Genomic DNA, 19,408 nt, shown 5'->3' with positions numbered 1-19,408 from the left:
TTCTTCAGGTACGCCGCGTTGGCCGCGCCGGCCCCAGTCACCCCGGCGTCGGCCAACGCGGCGTACCTGAAGAACCCGGCGCCGGAGTACCCGCAGATGGCCCAGCGCCGCGGTTGGGAAGGCACCGTGCTGCTGCGCGTCGAGGTGCTGCCCAGCGGCAAGCCCGGGCAGATCCAGATCCAGAAGAGCAGCGGCCGCGATGCCCTCGACGCCGCCGCACTGGCTGCGGTCAAGCGCTGGAGCTTCGTGCCTGCCAAGCAGGGCGATGTGGCCCAGACCGGCTGGGTCAGCGTGCCGATCGATTTCAAGCTTCGCTAACTTTTTCGCAGAACACAGGAAGACATCATCATGAGCCTGCTGGCATCCCCTCTCGAATCCGTTGAAAGCGCAGTCATCTGGCTGCTGGTCGGTTTTTCTGTCGTCACCTGGGGCCTGGCCCTGGTCAAGGTCGTGCAGTTCGTGCGGCTGAAGAACCAGGACAAGCGCTTCCACCAGCAATTCTGGGCCGCCTCGAGCCTGGACTCGGCTGCCGAGCCCAGCCACGAACTGCCTGGGCCGGCCGCCCGCGTTGCCCAGGCCGGTTACGCCGCCATCGCCGTCGGTGACAGCCAGGCCAATGACCTGAGCCACGCCATCAATCACCAGGACAGGCTGGAACGTGCCCTGCGCCAGCAGATCGTGCGTGAGCGCCGCTCGCTGGAAACCGGCTTGGCAGTGGTCGCCAGTATCGGCAGCACCTCGCCCTTCATCGGCCTGTTCGGCACCGTGTGGGGCATCATGGAAGCGCTCAAGGGCATCAGCGCAGCCGGCTCCGCCAGCCTGGAAACCGTGGCCGGGCCGATTGGCGCGGCACTGGTCGCCACTGGCGTGGGTATCGCCGTCGCGGTGCCGGCAGTGCTGGTCTACAACTACTTCCTGCGCCGCCTCAAGCTCACCGCCGCCGACCTCGATGACTTCGCCCACGACTTCTACAGCCTGGCGCAGAAGAGTGCCTTCCGCGTGCTGGTGCACCCGGCCGTGCACAGGCCCCAGGCCGGTTTTACCCAGCCGGTGAAGGAGGCGTCCTGACATGGCCTTTTCGACCCAGGACAGCGACGAAGTCCTCAGTGAAATCAACGTCACGCCGTTGGTGGACGTCATGCTGGTGCTGCTGGTGGTGTTCATCGTCACCGCGCCGCTGTTGACCAACGCCATCCCCATCAACCTGCCCAAGACCGAGGCCGTGGCCCCGGTGGAGCAGAAGGACCCGCTGGTGGTCAGCATCGATGGTGACGGCAAGTTGTTCATCAACAAGGACGAGATCCAGCCCGACCTGCTGGAAACCAGCCTCAAGACTGCCAAGGACAAGGACGCGGACGTGCGCGTACAGCTGCAGGCCGATGACGGCGTGAACTACGGCGAAGTGGCGCGGGCCATGGCGGCCATCGAACGTGCGGGGATCAGCAAGCTGGCGGTGATTACCGCGCGCTGAACCCGGCAACCCTCTTCAGGCAAGTGCTTATGGGCCATATCTCTTGGCAGGGGATGGCCCTTTTTTTTGCCAGGATTTCATGGCTATCAATGCCCCCTGTGGGAGCGGGTTTACCCGCGAATGCGATGTAGGCATCACCGACGCATTCGCGGGTAAACCCGCTCCCACAGAAATCGCATTTTGGTTATTAATAAATAGCTTCTTATTCCTTTACTGATATAACTCCCTCCCTATACTTGTCTCCAAGCACGCAAACTCACTGGAGGCGTCCCCATGCGCAATGAGTCGATTCGTTACCTGATTGTGCCGGGCTGGCAAGGATCGCCAGACAACCATTGGCAAAGTCACTGGCAGCGCACCCTGCCCAACAGTGCCCGGGTCGAGCAGCACGACTGGCTGACCCCGCAACGCCAGGACTGGGTGCAGGCACTGGAGCAGGCGATCGTCGCCGAGCGCTCGCCGGTGATTCTGATTGCCCATAGCCTGGGCTGCATAACTGTCGCGCATTGGGCCGCGCAAGCCAGCCCGGCCCTGCTGCGGCGGGTACGTGGCGCGCTGCTGGTGGCACCCGCTGACGTAGAACGGCCGACCTGCGCGCCGGCGCTGCGCAACTTCGCGCCGATCCCGACCGCAGTACTGCCATTCCCCAGCCAGGTGGTCAGCTCGGACAACGACCCGGCCGTGAGCGTGCCGAGGGCACTGTACCTGGCCCAGGCCTGGGGGGCCGAAGCAGGGCTGCTGACCAACGCCGGGCACATCAACGTCAAGTCCGGCCATGAGCGCTGGGAACAAGGTTTCGCCTACCTGTATCGCTTGCAGAGCCGGGTCGAGCAGCGCGCACTGCGCCGTGCCTGATCGCCCTTACTGTTTACCGTTTGCCTGACGCCCGGCCACCGCAGGCCTGGGGCGGGAGTTCGTCATGACTTTTCAAAACCCCTTTGGCCAGCCGTTGCTGACCTTCCCCGAGCTGGACAAGAGCCCGCTGAGCATCCGCGCCAAGGCGCTGGTGTTCATCGACCCGCGTTCGCAGCAGTTGCGCGCAGAGCTGGAGCACCTGGCGCCGCAACCCGTGCCGGTGCTGATCCGTGGCGAAACCGGCACCGGCAAGGAGCTGCTGGCCCGGCAGATCCACCGCGCCAGCGACCGCAGCGGGCTGTTCGTGTCGGTCAACTGCGCGGGCATCAGCCCCACCTACGCCGATGCCGAGCTGTTCGGCTACAGCGCCGGCAGCCAGGGCGGCACAGCCAGCAGCCGCGCCGGCTGGTTCGGTTCGGCCAACGGCGGCACGTTGTACCTGGACGAGATCGCCGACTTGCCGCTGGCCATCCAGGGCAAGCTGCTGGCCGCGCTGGAAAACCGCGAGGTTACCCGGGTGGGCGCGCAGCAGCCGCAACCGGTGGACGTACGCCTGGTGGCCGCTACCAGCATCGACCTGGCGCGTGTGGTGCGTGCAGGGCGCTTCAACGAGCGCCTGTACCAGTACCTGCGCGAGGGGGCGCTGGAGCTGCCGCCGCTGCGCGAGCGGCCCGGCGATATCCTGCCGTTGGCCGAGTACTTCGTGGGCATCTACAGCGTGCGTCTGCAACGGCCTGTGCCGCTGGTGAGCGAGGCGGCGCAGCAGGTGCTGGAAGCACACCCCTGGCCCGGCAACACCCGTGAACTGGAGAACGTCATCCACTTCGCCTTGCTGGTGAATGATGGCGAAGAGATCCTGGCTGAGGACCTCGATCTGGCCAACCCCGCGCGCTAGACACCGCTCATAAGCAAAGTGGCTGATGGCAGTTTGTTTTTGGAATAAGCAGCTAAATAAAAGATATTGTTACGGAATAAAAAATCTCGGTATTGTCGCCCCACGCCCGCTGGTGAACCGGTTGGGCACCCGATTCGCCATCGTCGATGGCCCAGAACCAGAACAAGGACCACCATGAAGAAGACCCTGCTGACCACTGCCCTGGCCGCTGCCCTGTCGTTCGCCGGCCTGGCTACCGCCGCCGAAAAACTGGTGGTTGCTGCCACCCCGGTACCGCACGCCGAAATCCTCGAACTGATCAAGCCGACCCTGGCCAAGGAAGGTGTGGACCTGCAGATCAAGGTCTTCACCGATTACGTGCAGCCGAACGTGCAGGTTGACCAGAAGCGCCTGGACGCCAACTACTTCCAGACCCTGCCGTACCTGCAGAACTTCAACGAAGGCAAGGGCACCCACCTGGATACCGTGATCGGCGTGCATGTCGAACCCTTCGGTGGTTACTCGAAGAAGGTCAAGAGCCTGAGCGAGCTGAAAGAAGGCGCCACCGTTGCCATCCCTAACGAGGGCAGCAACAGCGGCCGCGCCCTGCTGCTGTTGCAGAAGGCTGGCCTGATCACCCTGAAGGATCCGAAGAACGCCCTGGCCACCCCCAAGGACATTGCCGAGAACCCGAAGAAGCTGAAGTTCCGCGAGCTTGAGTCGGCCATGCTGCCGCGCGTGCTGGATCAGGTCGACCTGGACATGATCAACACCAACTACGCCCTGGAAGCCGGCCTGAACCCGGCCAAGGACGCGCTGGTGATCGAAGGCAGCGACTCGCCATACGTGAACTTCCTGGTCGCCCGCCCGGACAACAAGGACAGCGAAGCCATCCAGAAACTGGCCAAGGCCCTGACCAGCCCGGAAGTGAAGGAATTCATCGCCAAGAAGTACCAAGGTGCGGTGCTGCCGGCGTTCTGATGCGCTTGCATTACCTGGCATGACCCAACGCCGACACTCTAGTGTCGGCGTTTTTGTTCGGGGGCATAGTTACCTGTGGGAGCGGGTTTACCCGCGAACACGGGCGAAGCCCGTGCCAGCCACCGCGTTGCGTGCTTCGCGGGTAAACCCGCTCCCACAAGGTTCTGCGTGCGCCGCCAATATATGCCTCCAGCGCGGAACTCTCAGTGATATGTATATGCAATAAAGATATTTATTAAAAAGTTTTTAGATCATTAGAGTCTAGCTATCGTGCCCACGCGCACTCTGCAGACCTGCTTCACCATGACCCTCGACATCGCATTCATCCTCGGCACGCTGCCCGCCTTCCTCAAGGCCGTGGGCGTGACCCTGCAGGTCGGCCTGATCGCCATCGCCATCTCGCTGCTGGTCGCCCTGGTCAATGCCACGCTGCTGGTATTGCGCACCCCATACCTGTGGCGCCTGGTAAAAGCCTACGTGGAGCTGGCCCGCAACACGCCGCTGCTGATCCAGCTGTTCTTCGTCTACTTCGCCTTGCCCAGCCTGGGCCTGAAGATTTCCGGCTTTGCCGCAGCGATCATCACCATGACCTTCATGGGCGGTGCCTATCTCACCGAGGTGCTGCGTGCCGGCATCGAAGCCGTGCCCCGTGCCCAGTTGGAATCCGGGCGTTCCATCGGCCTGTCCGAAGGCCAGCTGCTGCGCCACGTGGTGTTGCCCCAGGCCGGCATCCTCAGCCTGCCGGCACTGTTCGCCAACTTCATCTTCCTGCTCAAGGAAACCACAGTGGTATCGGCGGTGGCCGTGCCGGAAATTCTCTACACCACCAAGAACTACATCGCGCTGTACTACAAGACCTATGAAATGCTCACCGTGCTGACCCTGCTCTGCGTGCTGCTGTTCCTGCCGCTGTCGTTGCTGCTGCGTTATGTCGAAAGGAGGCTGCAACATGGCCAGCTCGGCGTCTGAGCTGCTACTGCAGGCATTGCCGCAGCTGGCTGGCGGCGCGGCGCAGACCCTGGCCATCTCTGCGCTGGGCATCCTCTTCGCGACGCTGGGCGGTGTGCTCTATGGCGTGCTGGCAACCTTGGGCAACCGGGCCTTGAACATTGCCTTGCAGGTGTACCTGGAGCTGTTCCGTGCCATCCCGGTGCTGGTCTGGCTGTACCTGGTGTTCTTCGGCCTGCCGATCTTCCTGGCCTTGAGCATCCCCAGCTTCTGGTGCGCGGTGCTGGTGCTGGGCCTGTGGGGCGCCAGCGAGGTGGGCGAGGTGGTGCGAGGCGCGCTGCGTTCGCTGCCGCGCGGCCAACGCGAGGCGGGGTTGTCGATCGGCCTGGCCGGCTGGCAGCTGTATGGCTATGTGCTGTTGCCACAGGCGCTCAAACGCATGACCCCGCCGACCATCAACATCTACACGCGGATCATCAAGACTAGCTCGCTGGCGGTGCTGATCGGCGTGGTCGAGGTGATCAAGGCCGGCCAGCAGATCATCGAACGCACCTACGAGTCGGTGCTGATCTACGGCGCCTTGTTCCTGTTCTTCTTCATCGTCTGCTATCCGCTGTCCGCCGCTTCACGCGTGCTGGAACGCCGCTGGGCCCACTCATGAGCGCATTGATCGAATTCCAGGGTTTCAACAAGTTCTTTGGCGAGCACCAGGTGCTCAAGGACGTCGACCTCCAGGTGGCGGCCGGCGAGGTGGTGGTCATTCTCGGCCCCAGCGGCTGTGGCAAAAGCACGCTGCTGCGCTGCCTCAACGGCCTGGAGCAGGCCCACAGCGGCCACCTGCGCCTGGCCGGGCAGGAACTGCTCGATTCACGCACCGATTGGCGCGAAGTCCGCCAGCGGGTCGGCATGGTGTTCCAGAGCTATCACCTGTTCGGTCACATGAGCGTGATCGACAACCTGCTGCTTGGCCCGCTCAAGGTGCAAAAGCGCGAGCGCGCCGAAGCCCAGGCCCAGGCCGAGGCGCTGCTGGCGCGGGTCGGCCTGCTGGACAAGCGCGGCGCCTTTCCCCGGCAATTGTCCGGGGGCCAGCAACAGCGCATCGCCATCGTGCGTTCGCTGTGCATGAACCCCGAGGTAATGCTGTTCGACGAGGTTACCGCAGCCCTCGACCCAGAAATGGTCAAGGAGGTGCTGCAGGTGATCCAGGGCCTGGCCCGCGACGGCATGACCTTGCTCATCGTTACCCACGAAATGGCCTTCGCTCGCGCGGTGGCCGACCGCATCGTGTTCATGGAGGCCGGCAGGATCCTTGAACAGGGCGACCCCGAGAGCTTCTTCACACGACCGCGGACCGCACGCGCGCAGCAGTTCCTGGAGAAATTCTCCTTCGTAGAAAGCCTGCCGAAGACATTGCACAAGGAACTGTCATGAAAACTGCCAACCTCACCAAACTGCTGGCGCCGTTGTTCGGCCTGGCCCTGCTGGCCGGCTGCAACAAGGCTGAAGAACCACCCAAGCCGGCGGCGGCCTCGCCGGCAACCAGCTACCTGGAGACCATCAAGGCCCGCGACAAGCTGATTGTCGGCGTGTTCACCGACAAGCCACCGTTCGGTTTCGTCGATGAGCAGGGCCGCTACGTGGGCTTTGATACCGATATCGGCCGGCGCCTGGCCAAGGATCTGCTAGGTGATGAAAACAAGGTCGAGTTCGTTGCCGTGGAGCCAGCCAGCCGTATCCCGTTCCTGCAGAGCGACAAGGTCGACCTGATCCTCGCCAACATGACCGTGACCCCGGAGCGCAAGGAGGCGGTGGACTTCACCAACCCCAACCTGCGCGTTGCCGTGCAGGCCATCGTCGCGGATGGCAGCCCGGTGCAGAAGCTCGAAGACCTGGCCGACAAGACCATCATCGTCACCACCGGCACTACCGCTGATATCTGGCTGACCAAGAACCACCCGGACTGGAAACTGCTCAAGTTCGAGAAGAACAGCGAGTCGCTGCAGGCGCTGGCCACCGGGCGTGGCGATGCCTATGCGCAGGACAACCTGATTCTGTTCAGCTGGGCCAAGCAGAACCCGGGGTACCGCGTGCTGCCTGAGCTGCTGGGTGACGAGGCACCGATTGCACCGGCGGTGAAGAAGGGCAACACCGAGCTGCGTGACTGGGTGAATGCCGAGCTGGCCAAGCTGGGGGAGGAGAAGTTTCTGCTGAAGCTGTATGACCAGTATGTGCGCAAGGAACTGAGCGATGACACCAAGCCGGAAAGCGTGATCGTGGAAGGGGGCAAGTGGCAGGGTTAGTCGGATAAATGAGGCCGTTGTGGGAGCGGGTTCACCCGCGAACACCGGCGAAGCCGGTGCCATGCACCGCGTTGCCTGCTTCGCGGGTGAACCCGCTCCCACAAGGGCTGCAAAGCAGCTCCGGCAATCTCACTGGTTACGCGGCAGCCAGTTCAACAGGAACTCATTCACCACCGGCGGGTTCTCCAGGCTAGAGATATGCCCCGCAAACGGAATCTGCGCCGCCAGGCAACCAATGATCCGCGCCATTTCATTGGACTCTTTCGGCGGCCGCGGAATGTCCTGGTCGCCGCACATCAGGATGGTTCTCTCGCTTGCCAGCTGCTTGAGTTGCTCCAGCAGGTCGCGTCGTCCGAAGATTATCCGCCCCATGGGGTCAAGGCTCTCGCGAATGATTTTCGCAGTGCTTGCCTTTAGCTGGGCACGAAACCGCTCGCGGATTTCCGGCACCGTCTCGACGGTTGGGTGGAAAAAAATAGGCACGATGATGTCAAGCAGCGGGTCGGTGAATTCGCCGGCCTCGCTCGCTTGATCCAGCAAGGCAAAGTATTTGAGCCGGGTTTCCTCCGGCTCGGCGCCCAGGTAAGTGTCCATGAGCACCAGGCGGTCAATTCGTTCAGGGTGGGCAGCAGCCAGCGGTGCACCCCACATACCGCCTACCGATAGCCCGACCAGGTGGCATTTGGGAATGTCCAGGGCGTCCAGCAACGCCAGATGCTGGCGGACCAGGCTGTCCATGTCGATGGTCGTGGCAGGCGGAGCATCGGAGCGGCCGTGGCCCCACAGCTCGGGGACGATGACGCGGAAATGTTGCGACAGGGCGTCGATCTGCGGCTGCCACATCTCGGCGTCCCACAGATAGCTGTGGCCGAGCAGGACCGGGAAGCCTTGGCCCTGGTCGATGTAGCTCATGCGGGCGCCGTCGATTTCGATGAATTGTCTTTGCATGGGGTGGGTCTCGGTTTGGAGTGTTGTAGGGATTCGAAATTGTCGGGGGCTGCATGGCAGCCCCTTTACTGAGCTGGCACCAGACGCAAGGTACTCTGCGCCGGAATCACCCCCATCTGCGCCTTCTGGTACTGCCCCTGCACATACCCTTCGGCCTGGTCCGCATAATGCCGGTCGAACGGCACGCCACTCTGCCCGACCGGGTTGCTGGTCAGCGCTTGCCCGGCATCGGCAAAGTCGACCAGCCGCCGCGTCGACGGCCCATAGGTCACCGGCCATGGCGCCGGGCCGATCTTCGCCGAGAGGTTGTTCGGCACTTCATGAGTGCCCGGCGCGGCGAACGGGCCGACGTTGAATAGCAGGTTCAGCGGCTTTTTAACCCCCAGCGGGTGGTTGTGGGTCAAGGTATGCGCCTTGCCCCACTGCCAGCTGGCCGGGTCACTGCCAAAGGTCTCGCGCAGGTGCTTCAGGCTGTTCTGCCAGGCCGTGCGCACCACGAGGGTACGGTCGGTACGCTGGTTGCCTCCGCGGGTATTCCACCACGGCGAATCGGCATCCGCCGCCAGGCGCGGCAGGGCGGCGTCGATGGCGCGGGTGCTGATCAGCACCGGGAACCAGGTGTCGCCCAGTTCGTCATGCAGGGCCGCGAATGCCAGCTCGTAGAGGAACTGGTTGAAAAGCGTGGCGCTGGTCGAGTCGAGCGGGTAATCGCCGCCCCAGGCTGCCAGTTGTTCGACCAGCTCCTTCTCTTCGTCACCTTCGGCCACTGCGCGCAGTGTTGCCAGCAGCGGTGCAAGGGTGCGCGGCCCATGGTCGCTGGCAGTGTCCAGCTGCAGCGCCTGGCTGTTCTGGGTATCCCACTTCACATCGGGGTTGGCCAGGTGGCGGTCGAGCTGGCGGCCTCGGTCCGGCAGGTTGTAGTAACCGGGTATCGGCACCGCCGCCGGAGGCTGGTAATTGGCAGAGACGATGTAACCGCTCGCCGGGTTTTCCTGCTGCGGGTTGACGCTGAAGGGATAGAAGCCGAGCTTGTCCGCCTGCGTACTGGCACCGTCGAGGATGAACGCGGGTTCGACGCCGTCGGGGCGGATCGGCAACTGCGCCGCTGCCCACCAGCCGATATCGCCACGGGCATTGGCCCACACCAGGTTGAGCCCCGGCGCATGCACCTTGGCCGCAGCCTCGCGCATCTTGCCCAGCGTATCGGCGCGGTTGAGCTGGTAGAAACCGTCGAGGATCGGGTTTTCGGTTTCCAGAAACGCCCACCACATGGCGATGGGCGTAGGCCCGGCAGTGGCGCCCAGCACATCGTTGATGATCGGGCCATGGGGCGAGCGGCGCAGGCTGAGGGTGACCGGTGCTTCGCCTTTGACGGCGATCTGTTGCTCGGTCTTTTCCAGCGCCTGCCATTTGCCATCGACCATCACCTGGTTGGCGTCGGCCGGGTTGGTGCGCTCGGCGATCAGGTCGACGTCGTCGTTCTGGAACATGGTCAGGCTCCAGCCGAAATCGCGATTGTGGCCGAGCAGGGCGAACGGGTTCAGCGCCTGGAAGTAGCCATACAGGTTGAAGCCCGGCGCCGACAGCTCGGCCTCGTACCACACAGCCGGCACCGCGAAGCCGATGTGCGGGTCGCCGGCCAGCAGCGGCCTGCCACTGCGGGTGTGGCTGCCGGCCACGGCCCAGGCGTTGCTGCCCTCGAATTGCGGGATGCCCGCATCGCCCAGTGCATCATGGCTGAGGCGGGCGAGGGCCTGCAGGCCTTGCCAGTCGGCAGCGGCCAGCGGTGTACCCAAGGCGCCCTCGGGCTGCCAGGCCAGATCGAAGATGTTCAGGTACTCAGGGCCCAGCTGGTCGCGGATGTAGGTGAGCGCGGGCTCGGTCCGGAACGCGGCGGCAAAGCTGTAGGCCAGGTAGCCGGCGATGCTCAGGGTGTCTTCGGCGCTGAACGGGCGCGGGGTGATGCCGAGCAGGTCGAATTCCATGGGCTTGGGGTGGCTGGCCTGCCAGCTGTTCACCCCGTCGAGGTAGGCCTGCAGGGCTTGCCAGGCGGCTGACTGGTGGTCCTGACGCTTGGCCATCAGTGCTGCCTGTTCGCGAATGCGCAGGCTGCGGAACAGGGTGTCGGTGGGCAGCAGCTTGTCGCCCAGCACCTCGGCCAGCTCGCCTCGGGCCAGGCGGCGCAGGATCTCCATCTGGAACAGCCGGTCCTGGGCATGCACGTAGCCGAGGGCACGGTACAGGTCGGGCTCGTTCTGCGCCTGCAGGTGCGGCACGCCGCGGGCATCGTAGCGCACGCTGACCGGCGCCTGCAGGCCGGCGATGGCGACCTCGCCCTCGCGTTGCGGCAGCTTGCCCTGCACGTACCAGTATCCGGCGCCGGCGGCCGCGGCAACCACCACGGCCAACAGGGTCAGGCTGCGCTTCATGCAGGCTCCTTGTGCGTTCAAGCGAAAAATGTGGTCCGATGATCGGCGGATTCGCGAACAGAGCATAGCCCCCAGGAAGGAGTTTCCATGTCCCTCAGCGAAAAACAGAAAATGCTTACAGGCCAGCTCTATCACGCTGGCTGCCCCGAGCTGCAGGCCGAGCAGATCGCCAACAAGCACTGGATGCACCGTTACAACAGCAGTGTCGAACTGCTCAACGACGCACGTCATGGGCTTCTGGTCGAGCACTTTGGCCAGGTCGGCGAAGGCGCGGTGATCCGCCCGCCGTTCTATTGCGACTATGGCTATAACATCAGCGTCGGCCGCAACACCTTCATGAACTTCAACTGCGTGATCCTCGATGTGCTGCCGGTGCGTATCGGTGATGACTGCCAGATCGGCCCCAACGTGCAGATCTATACCGCCGACCACCCGCTCGACCCCGAGGTGCGCCGCACAGGGCTGGAGAGCGGTCGGCCGGTGACCATCGGCAACAACGTGTGGATCGGCGGTGCGGCGATCATCCTGCCGGGGGTGATCATTGGCGACAACGCCGTGGTGGGGGCTGGCAGTGTGGTCACCCGTGATGTGCCGGCAGGCGCGGTGGTGGTGGGCAACCCTGCTCGGGTGCGTCAGCCGGCCCAGGGGCAGTAGCAGCCCACCGCCAGGGTATTGGAGGCATTCACCTGGCGGCCGTCGAGTAGTGCCTTGAGGATCGGCTCGATGAAGCTGTTGCTGGCATTGCACACCGTGCCTTCGCTGTAGGGGCCGAAATAGGCCAGGCGACCCTGCCGGTCCCAGATGGCCACGGCTGGGGAGGCGGGCAGCTGCTCGCTGCCGGGCAGGCTGGCGAGCGGCTTGAGGGCAGTGAGGTTCGCGGGCAGCTGGCCATGGCTGCCAGGCTTTTGCAGCACGTGGAAGGTCACGCCCTGGCTGGCGAACTGGCTGACCAGTTCACCTAGGTGCTGCTGGTTGCCGACGTTGCACGGGCAGGCCGGGTCCCAGAAGTGCACCACGCGGATCGGGCCTGGTCCGGCCAGTTCGGAGGGCAGTTGCAGTTGGCTGCCGTCGAACAGCGTTGTCTGGTTGTCGAACGGGCGCAGGTAGCGGGCCTGGAAGGTGGTGTAGGCCTGCCAGAGGGTGACGGCGCCGACCAGGAGGGCGATTGCCGTGCACAGCTGTTTGATGGTCCGAGTCTTCATGAATTTCCCGCGGCCCCTGTAGGAGCGGCCTTGTGTCGCGAAAGGGGTGCGAAGCGCCCCCAAGATGTGTGCATCAAGCTGATATTGCTGGGGCCGCTTTGCGGCCCTATCGCGACACAAGGCCGCTCCTACAAGTTCGAAGGTGAGCAAGCTTGCCACGACGCCAGCCAGAGCTGAATATCCCAGATCAATACTTGCTTCGCTGTGGATGTACCCGATGCCCGCTGCCTTTCACCCTGACCTCCTGCGCACCAGTCTGGCGCCGTTCACCGTTCGCCAGCCGTTGTCGGCCCAGGCGCAGGACTACCAGCGCTTCTATGGCCTGAACCTGTCGGCCAACAGTTGGCTGGGCGGCTTCCAGGCCGCAGGCTTCGAGCTGGTCGGGCAAGCCTGGCTACCCGACCAGCCGAGCGCGACGCTGTTCCTGCTGCACGGTTATTACGACCATATGGGCCTCTACCGGCATGTGATCGATTGGGCGCTCAAACAGGGTTTCGCCGTGATCAGCTGCGATCTGCCCGGCCACGGTCTGTCCAGCGGCGAGCGGGCCAGCATCAGTGATTTCGCGCTGTACCAGCAGGTGCTGGAGGCGTTGTTCGAGCAGGCGCGCACGCTGCAATTGCCGCGCCCCTGGCACCTGTGCGGGCAAAGCACCGGTGGCGCCATCGCCGTGGACCACCTGCTGCACCAGGGCGCGCGCAGCCCCATCGATGGCCAGGTCATCCTGTTGGCGCCGCTGGTGCGGCCCTGCGCCTGGCGCTGGTCGAAGCTGAGCTATCGCGTGTTGCGTCACTTCGTGAACGGCATCGAGCGGCGCTTCAGCGAGAACACCAATGACCCGACCTTCCTGCCGTTCCTCGAAGCCGACCCGCTGCAACCGCGCCGCCTGCCGACGGCCTGGGTGGGTGCCTTGATTGCCTGGGTCAAACGCATCGAGGCCGCGCCGCGCAGCACGCGGCGGCCGTTGATCGTGCAAGGAGAAGCGGATGGCACGGTGGACTGGCCGTACAACCTCGAAGTGCTCAAGGCCAAGTTTGCCGAGCCGCAGATTCTGATGCTGCCCGAGGCCCGTCACCACCTGGCCAACGAGCTGCCGGGCATTCGGCAGCGCTACTTCGACTTCATCGACCAGCGCCTGGGCTGATCACTTCAGGTCGCTGCTGCTCTGGCCAACCGCCAGGCCTGCGCGTACTGCGGCCAGGGCGGCCTGGTAGTAAGCCTTGCCGTCTGGCGACTCGGCAAAGGTGGCGAACTCTTCCAGCTCGGCGTCGGACAGGTCACGGTAGACATACAGCAACGTGTTGTTGAGGTCTTCGCCGATCTGGCTCATCAAACGCTGGCGCTGACCATCGAGCAGGCCCTGGGCCTGGCCGCCGCCGAACAGGCCGGGGATCATCGAGCTGAGGCTGTCGGCGGCCACGCCGGCGATGGCCAGGCTCACTTCGGCGCCGGCTTCGCGCGCTGGCAGGGCCTGGGCCAGGTGCCCGATTATCAGCAGGCGATCATCGCTGGCCTGAATCTTCGGCAAGCCCTTGGCATTCCTGGCCAGCTCGTCCTTGCGTGTGGCCTTGAGCTCGGCAGCCACAACCTTGCGCCCCAGCGGCGACCGGAAGAAGGCCAGCGCCGGTGCCGGGTTGGCCAAGGTTGCGCGCAGCTGCGCCTGGGCGCGACGGTCCACCGCCTGGGCCTGGAAGCGCTGGTTGCTGTTGTTTACCAGTGCCTGGTACACGGCGGGTGGCAAACTGTTGCGGTAGCGCTCCTGGGCGGCGGTCAGGGCATCATTGAAATGGGCGCGCTGGTCGGGCCAGCCGGCGGCCTTGTACAGTTGATCCAGGTTGTCTGCCCAGACAGGCACGGTGCAGATCATCAGCAGAATCAGGGAAAACAGACGGCGCATTCAGGACTCCTGTCGGCAGGTGGCTATTGTCCGTGGCCGGGCGCCAGTTTGTCGAGATATCCGCATGCTTCTCGGCCAAGTGGCGCTGTGCGCCGGCATGGCTAATGGATATGATGCGCGCCATGCACACCTCCCCTGAACACCCGATGCTTGCGGCCGTCGTCGACGATCTGGCCACCCATGGCTGGTCCCAGCAGGCGCTTTTTCTGCCTGCCGACCTGGTGCGCGCGCTTGCGGCCGAGTGCCGCCGCCGTGATGCCGAAGGCGAACTCAACCCGGCAGGGGTTGGGCGCGGGGCTGCCCAGGAGGTGCGCGAGGCCATTCGCGGCGATCAGATCCAGTGGATCGACCCTGGCCAGGCCGAGGCCTGCGACCAGTACCTTGGCGCCATGGACCAGCTGCGCCAGGCCATCAACCAGGGCCTGTTCCTGGGCCTGGAAGACTTCGAGTGCCACTTTGCCTTGTACCCGCCGGGGGCGTTCTATCGCCGGCACCTGGACCGCTTCCGCGACGATGACCGGCGCATGGTGTCGGCAGTCCTGTACCTGAATGAAGGCTGGCAGCCGCAGGACGGTGGCCAGTTGCGCATGTTCCTGGCGGACGGTGTCGAGCATGATGTCGAGCCGGTGGCGGGCTGCCTGGTGGTGTTCCTGTCGGGCGAGGTGCCCCATGAGGTGCTGCCGGCAGGGCGTGAGCGGCTTTCGTTGACCGGCTGGTTCCGGCGCCGTGGCAATGACCCCTTCTGACCTGCCCAAGGTGCTGGTCAGCGCCTGCCTACTGGGGCAGCCGGTGCGCTATGACGGCCGCGCCAGTGGCCACCCCGACCTGTTGCAGCGCTGGCAGGCCGAAGGGCGCGTGGTGCCGTTGTGCCCGGAAGTGGCGGGTGGCTTGCCGACCCCACGGCCGCCTGCCGAGATACCGGGCGGGCAGGGCGCTGAGGTGCTCGACGGTGGCGCGCAGGTGCTGACGGTGACGGGCGAGGATGTCAGCGCCGAGTTCCTGGCCGGGGCACAGCGGGCGCTTGAGCTGGTGCGCCAGCATGGCATTCGCGTGGCGGTGCTGAAGGCGGGTAGCCCTTCGTGTGGCAACCGGCTGACCTACGACGGCACGTTCAGTGGTGTGAAGGTGGCCGGGGAAGGGGTGACCACGGCGTTGCTGCAGCGAGCGGGGGTGCAGGTGTTCAGCGAGCTGGAGCTGGAGCAGGCACAGCGGGCCTTGGAGTAATCCTGTACCGGCCCATTCGCGGGTGAACCCGCTCCCACAGGTTCTCCACAGCCCTCAAGGCTTGTGATGTCCCTGTGGGAGCGGGTTCACCCGCGAAGAGGCCGGTACAGGCAGCAAAAATCCTATTGTTCGGCCGCAGTCTCAGGCACACCCTTGAACCACTTCTGCTCAAGCTCGGCAGTTCGCCCGTTGTCCTTGAGCCGCTGCAGTGCATTGTTCACCGCGCTCTCGAACGCCGGGTTGTCCTTCTGGAACGGGATCACCAGCTGCTTCTCGCTGAACGGCAGGCTCACATCAAGTGGGCCGTCACCCTTGGGCGATTCGCTCGACGGGGTCAGTGCGATGTCGTACTTGCCAGCCTCGACACCCGGCAGCACCTCTGCCGCAGGGGCTTCGATGAATTCGGCGCGCAGGTCCAGTTCCTTGGCCAGCGCCTGGCCGAAGTCGATCTCGAAGCCGCTCAGCTGGTCGTTTTCCTTGAACGCGTACGGCGAGTTGTCGGCCTGCACGGCAATGCGCAGTTCGCCCCGGTCGGCAATATCATCAATCAGCTCGGCCTGAGCCAATGGCGTGATCAGTACCGCCAGCATTACTCCAATGGTCGTCCGCATGAAAAGCCCCTTTATCTTTTTGGCAGATGAATAACCTTCGCCACGGCTTTCTTCCTCGCCATGGTCGAGCGCAGCCTATGACCTTGAAGCCTCGGCATTGTTTAACCCTGACTGAAATATTTCTGCCCGACGATGTGAACATCTGGGCGTACATATCAACTAAGGTGAACCACCGCCGCCACTGGAATACTGGCGGCGGTCAATAAGTGAATCACAGGAGAAGTGAATGAACAGCCTATTTTCGCGTGCTGCCGTTGCTGGTCTGTTGATGGGAGCGTCAATGTTCGCCAGCGCCGCAGATGTCCTGAAAAGCCAGGAGCCGCCCAAGGAGGCCAAGGTCTTCATCGTTTCCCCCGCCGATGGCGCAACGGTCGACAAGACCTTCACCGTCAAGTTCGGCATCGAGGGCATGGCGCTCAAGCCTGCGGGTGACAGCACCCCGCACAGCGGGCACCACCACCTGCTGGTGGATGTGGACAAAGAGCCGGTGGCCGACATGGCGCTGCCGACCAGCCTGATGCCACAGGCCGGCACCGCATTGCCGGACGGCCCGCAAGTGCTGCACTTCGGCAAGGCGCAGACCGAAACCAGCATTACCCTGACCCCGGGCAAGCACACCCTGCAACTGGTGCTGGGTGACCAGTATCACGTGCCGTTCAAGCCGAGCGTCGTGTCGCAGAAGATTACTGTCGATGTGAAATAGGTGTCGGATTCTTCGCGGGTAAACCCGCTCCCACAGGGATCCCACAGGTCTGAAGCTTGTGGTGATTCTGTGGGAGCGGGTTTACCCGCGAAGCAGGCGACGTCGATATCACAGGTAAAAAAAAGGGAGGCCACCAGGGCCTCCCTTTTTCATGCCGCCAGCGAACTTAGAACAGGACGCGGGAACGGATGGTGCCCTTGACCTGTTGCAGCTTCTCTTGCGCCAGGTCGGAATACTCGGCGTCAACGTCGATCACCACGTAACCGACTTTCTCGTTGGTCTGCAGGAACTGACCGGAGATGTTGATGCCGTTCTCGGCGAAGACCTTGTTGATCTCGCTGAGCACGCCTGGGATGTTTTCGTGGATGTGCAGCAGGCGGTGCTTGCCCGGGTGCGCCGGCAGGGCCACTTCCGGGAAGTTGACCGAGGATACCGAGGTACCGTTGTCGCTGTACTTGACCAGCTTCTCGGCCACTTCCAGGCCGATGTTGGCCTGGGCTTCGGCAGTGGAACCACCGATGTGCGGGGTCAGGATCACGTTGTCCAGGCCACGCAGCGGGCTTTCGAACTGCTCGTCGTTGGAGCGCGGTTCGACCGGGAACACGTCGATGGCGGCGCCGATCAGGTGCTGGTCCTTGATGGCGGCGGCCAGGTGGTCCAGCTCGACCACGGTGCCACGGGCGGCGTTGATCAGGATCGCGCCCTTCTTCATCGCGCGGATTTCCTTCTCGCCGATCATCCACTGGGTGGACGGCAGCTCAGGCACGTGCAGCGAAACGATGTCGGCCAGGCCCAGCAGCTCGTGCAGGCTGGGGACCTGCACGGCGTTGCCCAGTGGCAGCTTGGTCAGCGGGTCGTAGAAATACACCTGCATGCCCATGTTCTCGGCCAGGACCGACAGCTGGGTGCCGATCGAGCCATAACCGACGATACCCAGCTTCTTGCCGCGGATTTCGAAGGAGTTGGCCGCGCTCTTGATCCAGCCGCCACGGTGGCAGGAAGCGTTCTTCTCGGGGATGCCGCGCAACAGCAGGATGGCTTCGGCCAGTACCAGTTCGGCTACCGAACGAGTGTTGGAGTATGGCGCGTTGAACACGGCGATACCGCGCTCGCGGGCAGCTTCCAGGTCGACCTGGTTGGTGCCGATGCAGAAGCAGCCAACAGCGACCAGTTTCTTGGCGCAGTCGAAGATCTCTTCGGTCAGCTGAGTGCGCGAACGGATGCCGATGAAGTGGGCATCGGCGATCTTTTCCTTCAGCTCGGCTTCCGGCAGCGAACCAGTGAGGTATTCGATGTTGGTGTAGCCGGCGGCCTTGAGGGTATCGACCGCGTTCTGGTGCACACCTTCAAGAAGAAGGAACCGGATCTTGCTCTTGTCGAGAGAAGTCTTGCTCATCTGCGTAAACCTGTATCCCGGAGAAAAAATGGCGAGGGTGATGCCAGGCGCAAAGGCAGCCTTAGCATGAACAGCGGGAGGGCTATGCTAGCATACGCGACACAATCTGAGCTTATCCCGACAGGTGAAGAGTGCTCAGGGTGACTATGAATAAGTCGAGAGTTCCAGCGATGACCCACCCCGCTGTAATTGATGAACTGATGACCCTTGTCGACCCTGGCAAGGTCCTGACCGACGCAGCTTCCCTGGAAGCCTATGGCAAGGATTGGACCAAGCATTACCCACCGGCGCCCAGCGCCATCGTTTTCCCCAAGACGGTGGAGCAGGTACAGGCGATCGTTCGCTGGGCCAATACGCACAAGGTGGCGCTGGTGCCGTCTGGCGGGCGTACCGGGTTATCCGCAGGCGCCGTGGCGGCCAATGGCGAAGTGGTGGTCGCCTTCGATTACATGAACCAGATACTCGGCTTCAATGCTTTCGATCGCACAGTGGTTTGCCAGCCAGGGGTGATTACCCGCCAGCTGCAAACCTTCGCCGAAGAGCAGGGCCTGTATTACCCGGTGGACTTCGCCTCCAGCGGGTCCAGCCAGATCGGCGGCAATATCGGCACCAATGCCGGCGGGATCAAGGTGATTCGCTACGGCATGACTCGCAACTGGGTGGCCGGGCTGAAAGTGGTCACTGGCAAGGGCGAGCTGCTGGAGCTGAACAAGGACCTGATCAAGAACGCCACCGGCTACGACCTGCGCCAGCTTTTCATCGGTGCCGAAGGCACGCTGGGCTTCGTGGTCGAGGCCACCATGCGTCTGGACCGCGCGCCGCGCAACCTCACCGCGATGGTGCTGGGTACGCCGGACTTCGACTCGATCATGCCGGTGCTGCATGCCTTCCAGGGCAAGCTGGACCTGACCGCCTTCGAGTTCTTCTCCGACAAGGGCCTGGCCAAGATCCTGGCGCGTGGCGACGTGCCGGCGCCGTTCGAGACCGACTGCCCGTTTTACGCGCTGCTGGAGTTCGAGGCCAGCACCGAAGAGGTGGCGAACGAAGCCTTGGCCACCTTCGAGCACTGCGTCGAGCAGGGCTGGGTGCTGGACGGGGTGATGAGCCAGAGCGAGACCCAGCTGAAAAACCTGTGGAAACTGCGTGAGTACCTGTCGGAAACCATCTCGCACTGGACCCCGTACAAGAACGACATTTCTGTCACGGTCTCGAAAGTGCCAGCGTTCCTGCGCGATATCGATGCCATCGTCGCTGAGCATTACCCGGATTACGAAGTGGTGTGGTACGGCCACATCGGTGACGGCAACCTGCACCTGAACATTCTCAAGCCCGAGCACATGAGCAAGGACGACTTCTTCGCCTCGTGCACCAAGGTCAACAAGTGGGTGTTCGAGATCGTCGAGCGCTACAACGGCTCGATCTCCGCCGAGCATGGTGTTGGCATGACCAAGCGTGACTACCTGGGCTACAGCCGCTCGCCCGAAGAAATCGCCTGCATGAAGGCAATAAAGGCCGTGTTCGACCCTAACGGCATCATGAATCCGGGTAAGATCTTCGCACCTGAATAGA

22 protein-coding genes are annotated in these 19,408 nt (G+C 63.6%); 16 read left to right on the top strand and 6 right to left on the bottom strand.

Features of this window, described 5'->3' with window-relative positions; genetic code table 11:
* The 10 genes from J5M58_RS19490 to J5M58_RS19445 all read left to right on the top strand — a co-directional run.
* The coding region (locus tag J5M58_RS19490; protein WP_207879214.1) for an energy transducer TonB at positions 1-318 on the top strand (318 nt) is incomplete at its 5' end.
* 30 nt (positions 319-348) lie between these two features.
* Complete coding sequence (locus J5M58_RS19485) at positions 349-1,068, top strand: MotA/TolQ/ExbB proton channel family protein (protein ID WP_046613603.1); 720 nt, start codon at positions 349-351, stop codon at positions 1,066-1,068.
* A gap of 1 nt (position 1,069) precedes the next feature.
* The gene (locus tag J5M58_RS19480; protein WP_112249792.1) at positions 1,070-1,471 is read left to right on the top strand and encodes a biopolymer transporter ExbD; all 402 of its coding nucleotides are present in this window, start codon (positions 1,070-1,072) and stop codon (positions 1,469-1,471) included.
* 273 nt (positions 1,472-1,744) lie between these two features.
* Positions 1,745-2,326 carry an alpha/beta hydrolase gene (locus J5M58_RS19475; protein ID WP_112249790.1) on the top strand — a complete coding sequence of 194 codons (582 nt, stop codon included), beginning with the start codon at positions 1,745-1,747 and terminating at the stop codon, positions 2,324-2,326.
* 64 nt (positions 2,327-2,390) lie between these two features.
* A complete protein-coding gene (locus J5M58_RS19470; RefSeq protein WP_112249788.1) occupies positions 2,391-3,221 on the top strand; it encodes a sigma 54-interacting transcriptional regulator in 831 nt (276 codons plus the stop codon).
* A 174-nt stretch (positions 3,222-3,395) separates the two neighbouring features.
* Positions 3,396-4,181 carry a MetQ/NlpA family ABC transporter substrate-binding protein gene (locus J5M58_RS19465; protein WP_085621614.1) on the top strand — a complete coding sequence of 262 codons (786 nt, stop codon included), beginning with the start codon at positions 3,396-3,398 and terminating at the stop codon, positions 4,179-4,181.
* A gap of 303 nt (positions 4,182-4,484) precedes the next feature.
* Complete coding sequence (locus tag J5M58_RS19460; protein ID WP_112249939.1) at positions 4,485-5,150, top strand: amino acid ABC transporter permease; 666 nt, start codon at positions 4,485-4,487, stop codon at positions 5,148-5,150.
* Positions 5,131-5,790 carry an amino acid ABC transporter permease gene (locus tag J5M58_RS19455; protein WP_025341019.1) on the top strand — a complete coding sequence of 220 codons (660 nt, stop codon included), beginning with the start codon at positions 5,131-5,133 and terminating at the stop codon, positions 5,788-5,790. Before J5M58_RS19460 ends, J5M58_RS19455 begins: the two co-directional genes overlap by 20 nt.
* Entirely contained in the window at positions 5,787-6,560 is a 774-nt protein-coding gene (locus tag J5M58_RS19450) for an amino acid ABC transporter ATP-binding protein (protein ID WP_207879212.1), read from the top strand. Before J5M58_RS19455 ends, J5M58_RS19450 begins: the two co-directional genes overlap by 4 nt.
* The gene (locus tag J5M58_RS19445) at positions 6,557-7,429 is read left to right on the top strand and encodes a transporter substrate-binding domain-containing protein (protein WP_112249779.1); all 873 of its coding nucleotides are present in this window, start codon (positions 6,557-6,559) and stop codon (positions 7,427-7,429) included. The genes J5M58_RS19450 and J5M58_RS19445 overlap by 4 nt, the downstream gene beginning before the upstream one ends.
* A 129-nt stretch (positions 7,430-7,558) precedes the next feature.
* On the opposite strand, the gene J5M58_RS19440 is transcribed toward J5M58_RS19445, so the two are convergent.
* A complete protein-coding gene (locus tag J5M58_RS19440) occupies positions 7,559-8,377 on the bottom strand; it encodes an alpha/beta fold hydrolase (protein WP_112249777.1) in 819 nt (272 codons plus the stop codon).
* 65 nt (positions 8,378-8,442) lie between these two features.
* Positions 8,443-10,806, bottom strand: coding sequence for a penicillin acylase family protein (locus J5M58_RS19435; RefSeq protein WP_207879210.1), 2,364 nt, complete (start codon positions 10,804-10,806; stop codon positions 8,443-8,445).
* Positions 10,807-10,893: 87 nt separating this feature from the next.
* Between J5M58_RS19435 and J5M58_RS19430 the strand changes: the two genes are divergently transcribed.
* Entirely contained in the window at positions 10,894-11,460 is a 567-nt protein-coding gene (locus tag J5M58_RS19430) for a sugar O-acetyltransferase (RefSeq protein ID WP_207879209.1), read from the top strand.
* Here the strand turns inward: J5M58_RS19430 and J5M58_RS19425 are convergent.
* Positions 11,439-12,008, bottom strand: a complete 570-nt coding sequence (locus tag J5M58_RS19425; RefSeq protein ID WP_112249771.1) for a DUF6436 domain-containing protein — start codon at positions 12,006-12,008, stop codon at positions 11,439-11,441. The two genes, J5M58_RS19430 and J5M58_RS19425, sit on opposite strands and share 22 nt — an antisense overlap.
* A 217-nt stretch (positions 12,009-12,225) precedes the next feature.
* On the opposite strand from J5M58_RS19425, the gene J5M58_RS19420 reads away from it, so the two are divergent.
* On the top strand, positions 12,226-13,152 hold the full coding sequence (locus J5M58_RS19420) for an alpha/beta hydrolase (protein ID WP_112249769.1): 927 nt from the start codon (positions 12,226-12,228) through the stop codon (positions 13,150-13,152).
* Here the strand turns inward: J5M58_RS19420 and J5M58_RS19415 are convergent, their stop codons facing one another.
* On the bottom strand, positions 13,153-13,905 hold the full coding sequence (locus J5M58_RS19415; protein ID WP_112249767.1) for a DUF2059 domain-containing protein: 753 nt from the start codon (positions 13,903-13,905) through the stop codon (positions 13,153-13,155).
* A gap of 113 nt (positions 13,906-14,018) precedes the next feature.
* Here J5M58_RS19415 and J5M58_RS19410 point away from each other — a divergent pair, with 113 nt between their 5' ends.
* Positions 14,019-14,651: a 2OG-Fe(II) oxygenase gene (locus J5M58_RS19410; RefSeq protein ID WP_112249937.1), complete on the top strand. Its 633-nt coding sequence runs from the start codon at positions 14,019-14,021 to the stop codon at positions 14,649-14,651.
* On the top strand, positions 14,638-15,129 hold the full coding sequence (locus J5M58_RS19405; RefSeq protein WP_207879207.1) for a DUF523 domain-containing protein: 492 nt from the start codon (positions 14,638-14,640) through the stop codon (positions 15,127-15,129). Before J5M58_RS19410 ends, J5M58_RS19405 begins: the two co-directional genes overlap by 14 nt.
* Positions 15,130-15,251: 122 nt before the next feature.
* Here the strand turns inward: J5M58_RS19405 and J5M58_RS19400 are convergent, their stop codons facing one another.
* Positions 15,252-15,740 carry an ABC transporter substrate-binding protein gene (locus J5M58_RS19400; RefSeq protein WP_207879205.1) on the bottom strand — a complete coding sequence of 163 codons (489 nt, stop codon included), beginning with the start codon at positions 15,738-15,740 and terminating at the stop codon, positions 15,252-15,254.
* A 226-nt stretch (positions 15,741-15,966) separates the two neighbouring features.
* Here J5M58_RS19400 and J5M58_RS19395 point away from each other — a divergent pair, with 226 nt between their 5' ends.
* The gene (locus J5M58_RS19395) at positions 15,967-16,443 is read left to right on the top strand and encodes a DUF4399 domain-containing protein (protein ID WP_112249761.1); all 477 of its coding nucleotides are present in this window, start codon (positions 15,967-15,969) and stop codon (positions 16,441-16,443) included.
* A 166-nt stretch (positions 16,444-16,609) separates the two neighbouring features.
* Here the strand turns inward: J5M58_RS19395 and serA are convergent, their stop codons facing one another.
* Positions 16,610-17,839 (bottom strand): phosphoglycerate dehydrogenase, encoded by a 1,230-nt coding sequence (gene serA, locus J5M58_RS19390; RefSeq protein ID WP_112249759.1) that lies wholly within the window; start codon positions 17,837-17,839, stop codon positions 16,610-16,612.
* Between the two features lie 170 nt (positions 17,840-18,009).
* Here serA and J5M58_RS19385 point away from each other — a divergent pair, with 170 nt between their 5' ends.
* The gene (locus tag J5M58_RS19385) at positions 18,010-19,407 is read left to right on the top strand and encodes an FAD-binding oxidoreductase (RefSeq protein WP_112249757.1); all 1,398 of its coding nucleotides are present in this window, start codon (positions 18,010-18,012) and stop codon (positions 19,405-19,407) included.
* The last annotated feature ends 1 nt before the right edge of the window (position 19,408 follow it).

Source organism: Pseudomonas sp. 32_A, from assembly GCF_017490905.1.
GTDB classification, from domain to species: Bacteria; Pseudomonadota; Gammaproteobacteria; order Pseudomonadales; family Pseudomonadaceae; genus Aquipseudomonas; species Aquipseudomonas inefficax.
This window is presented reverse-complemented; position numbering and strand designations above follow the sequence as displayed.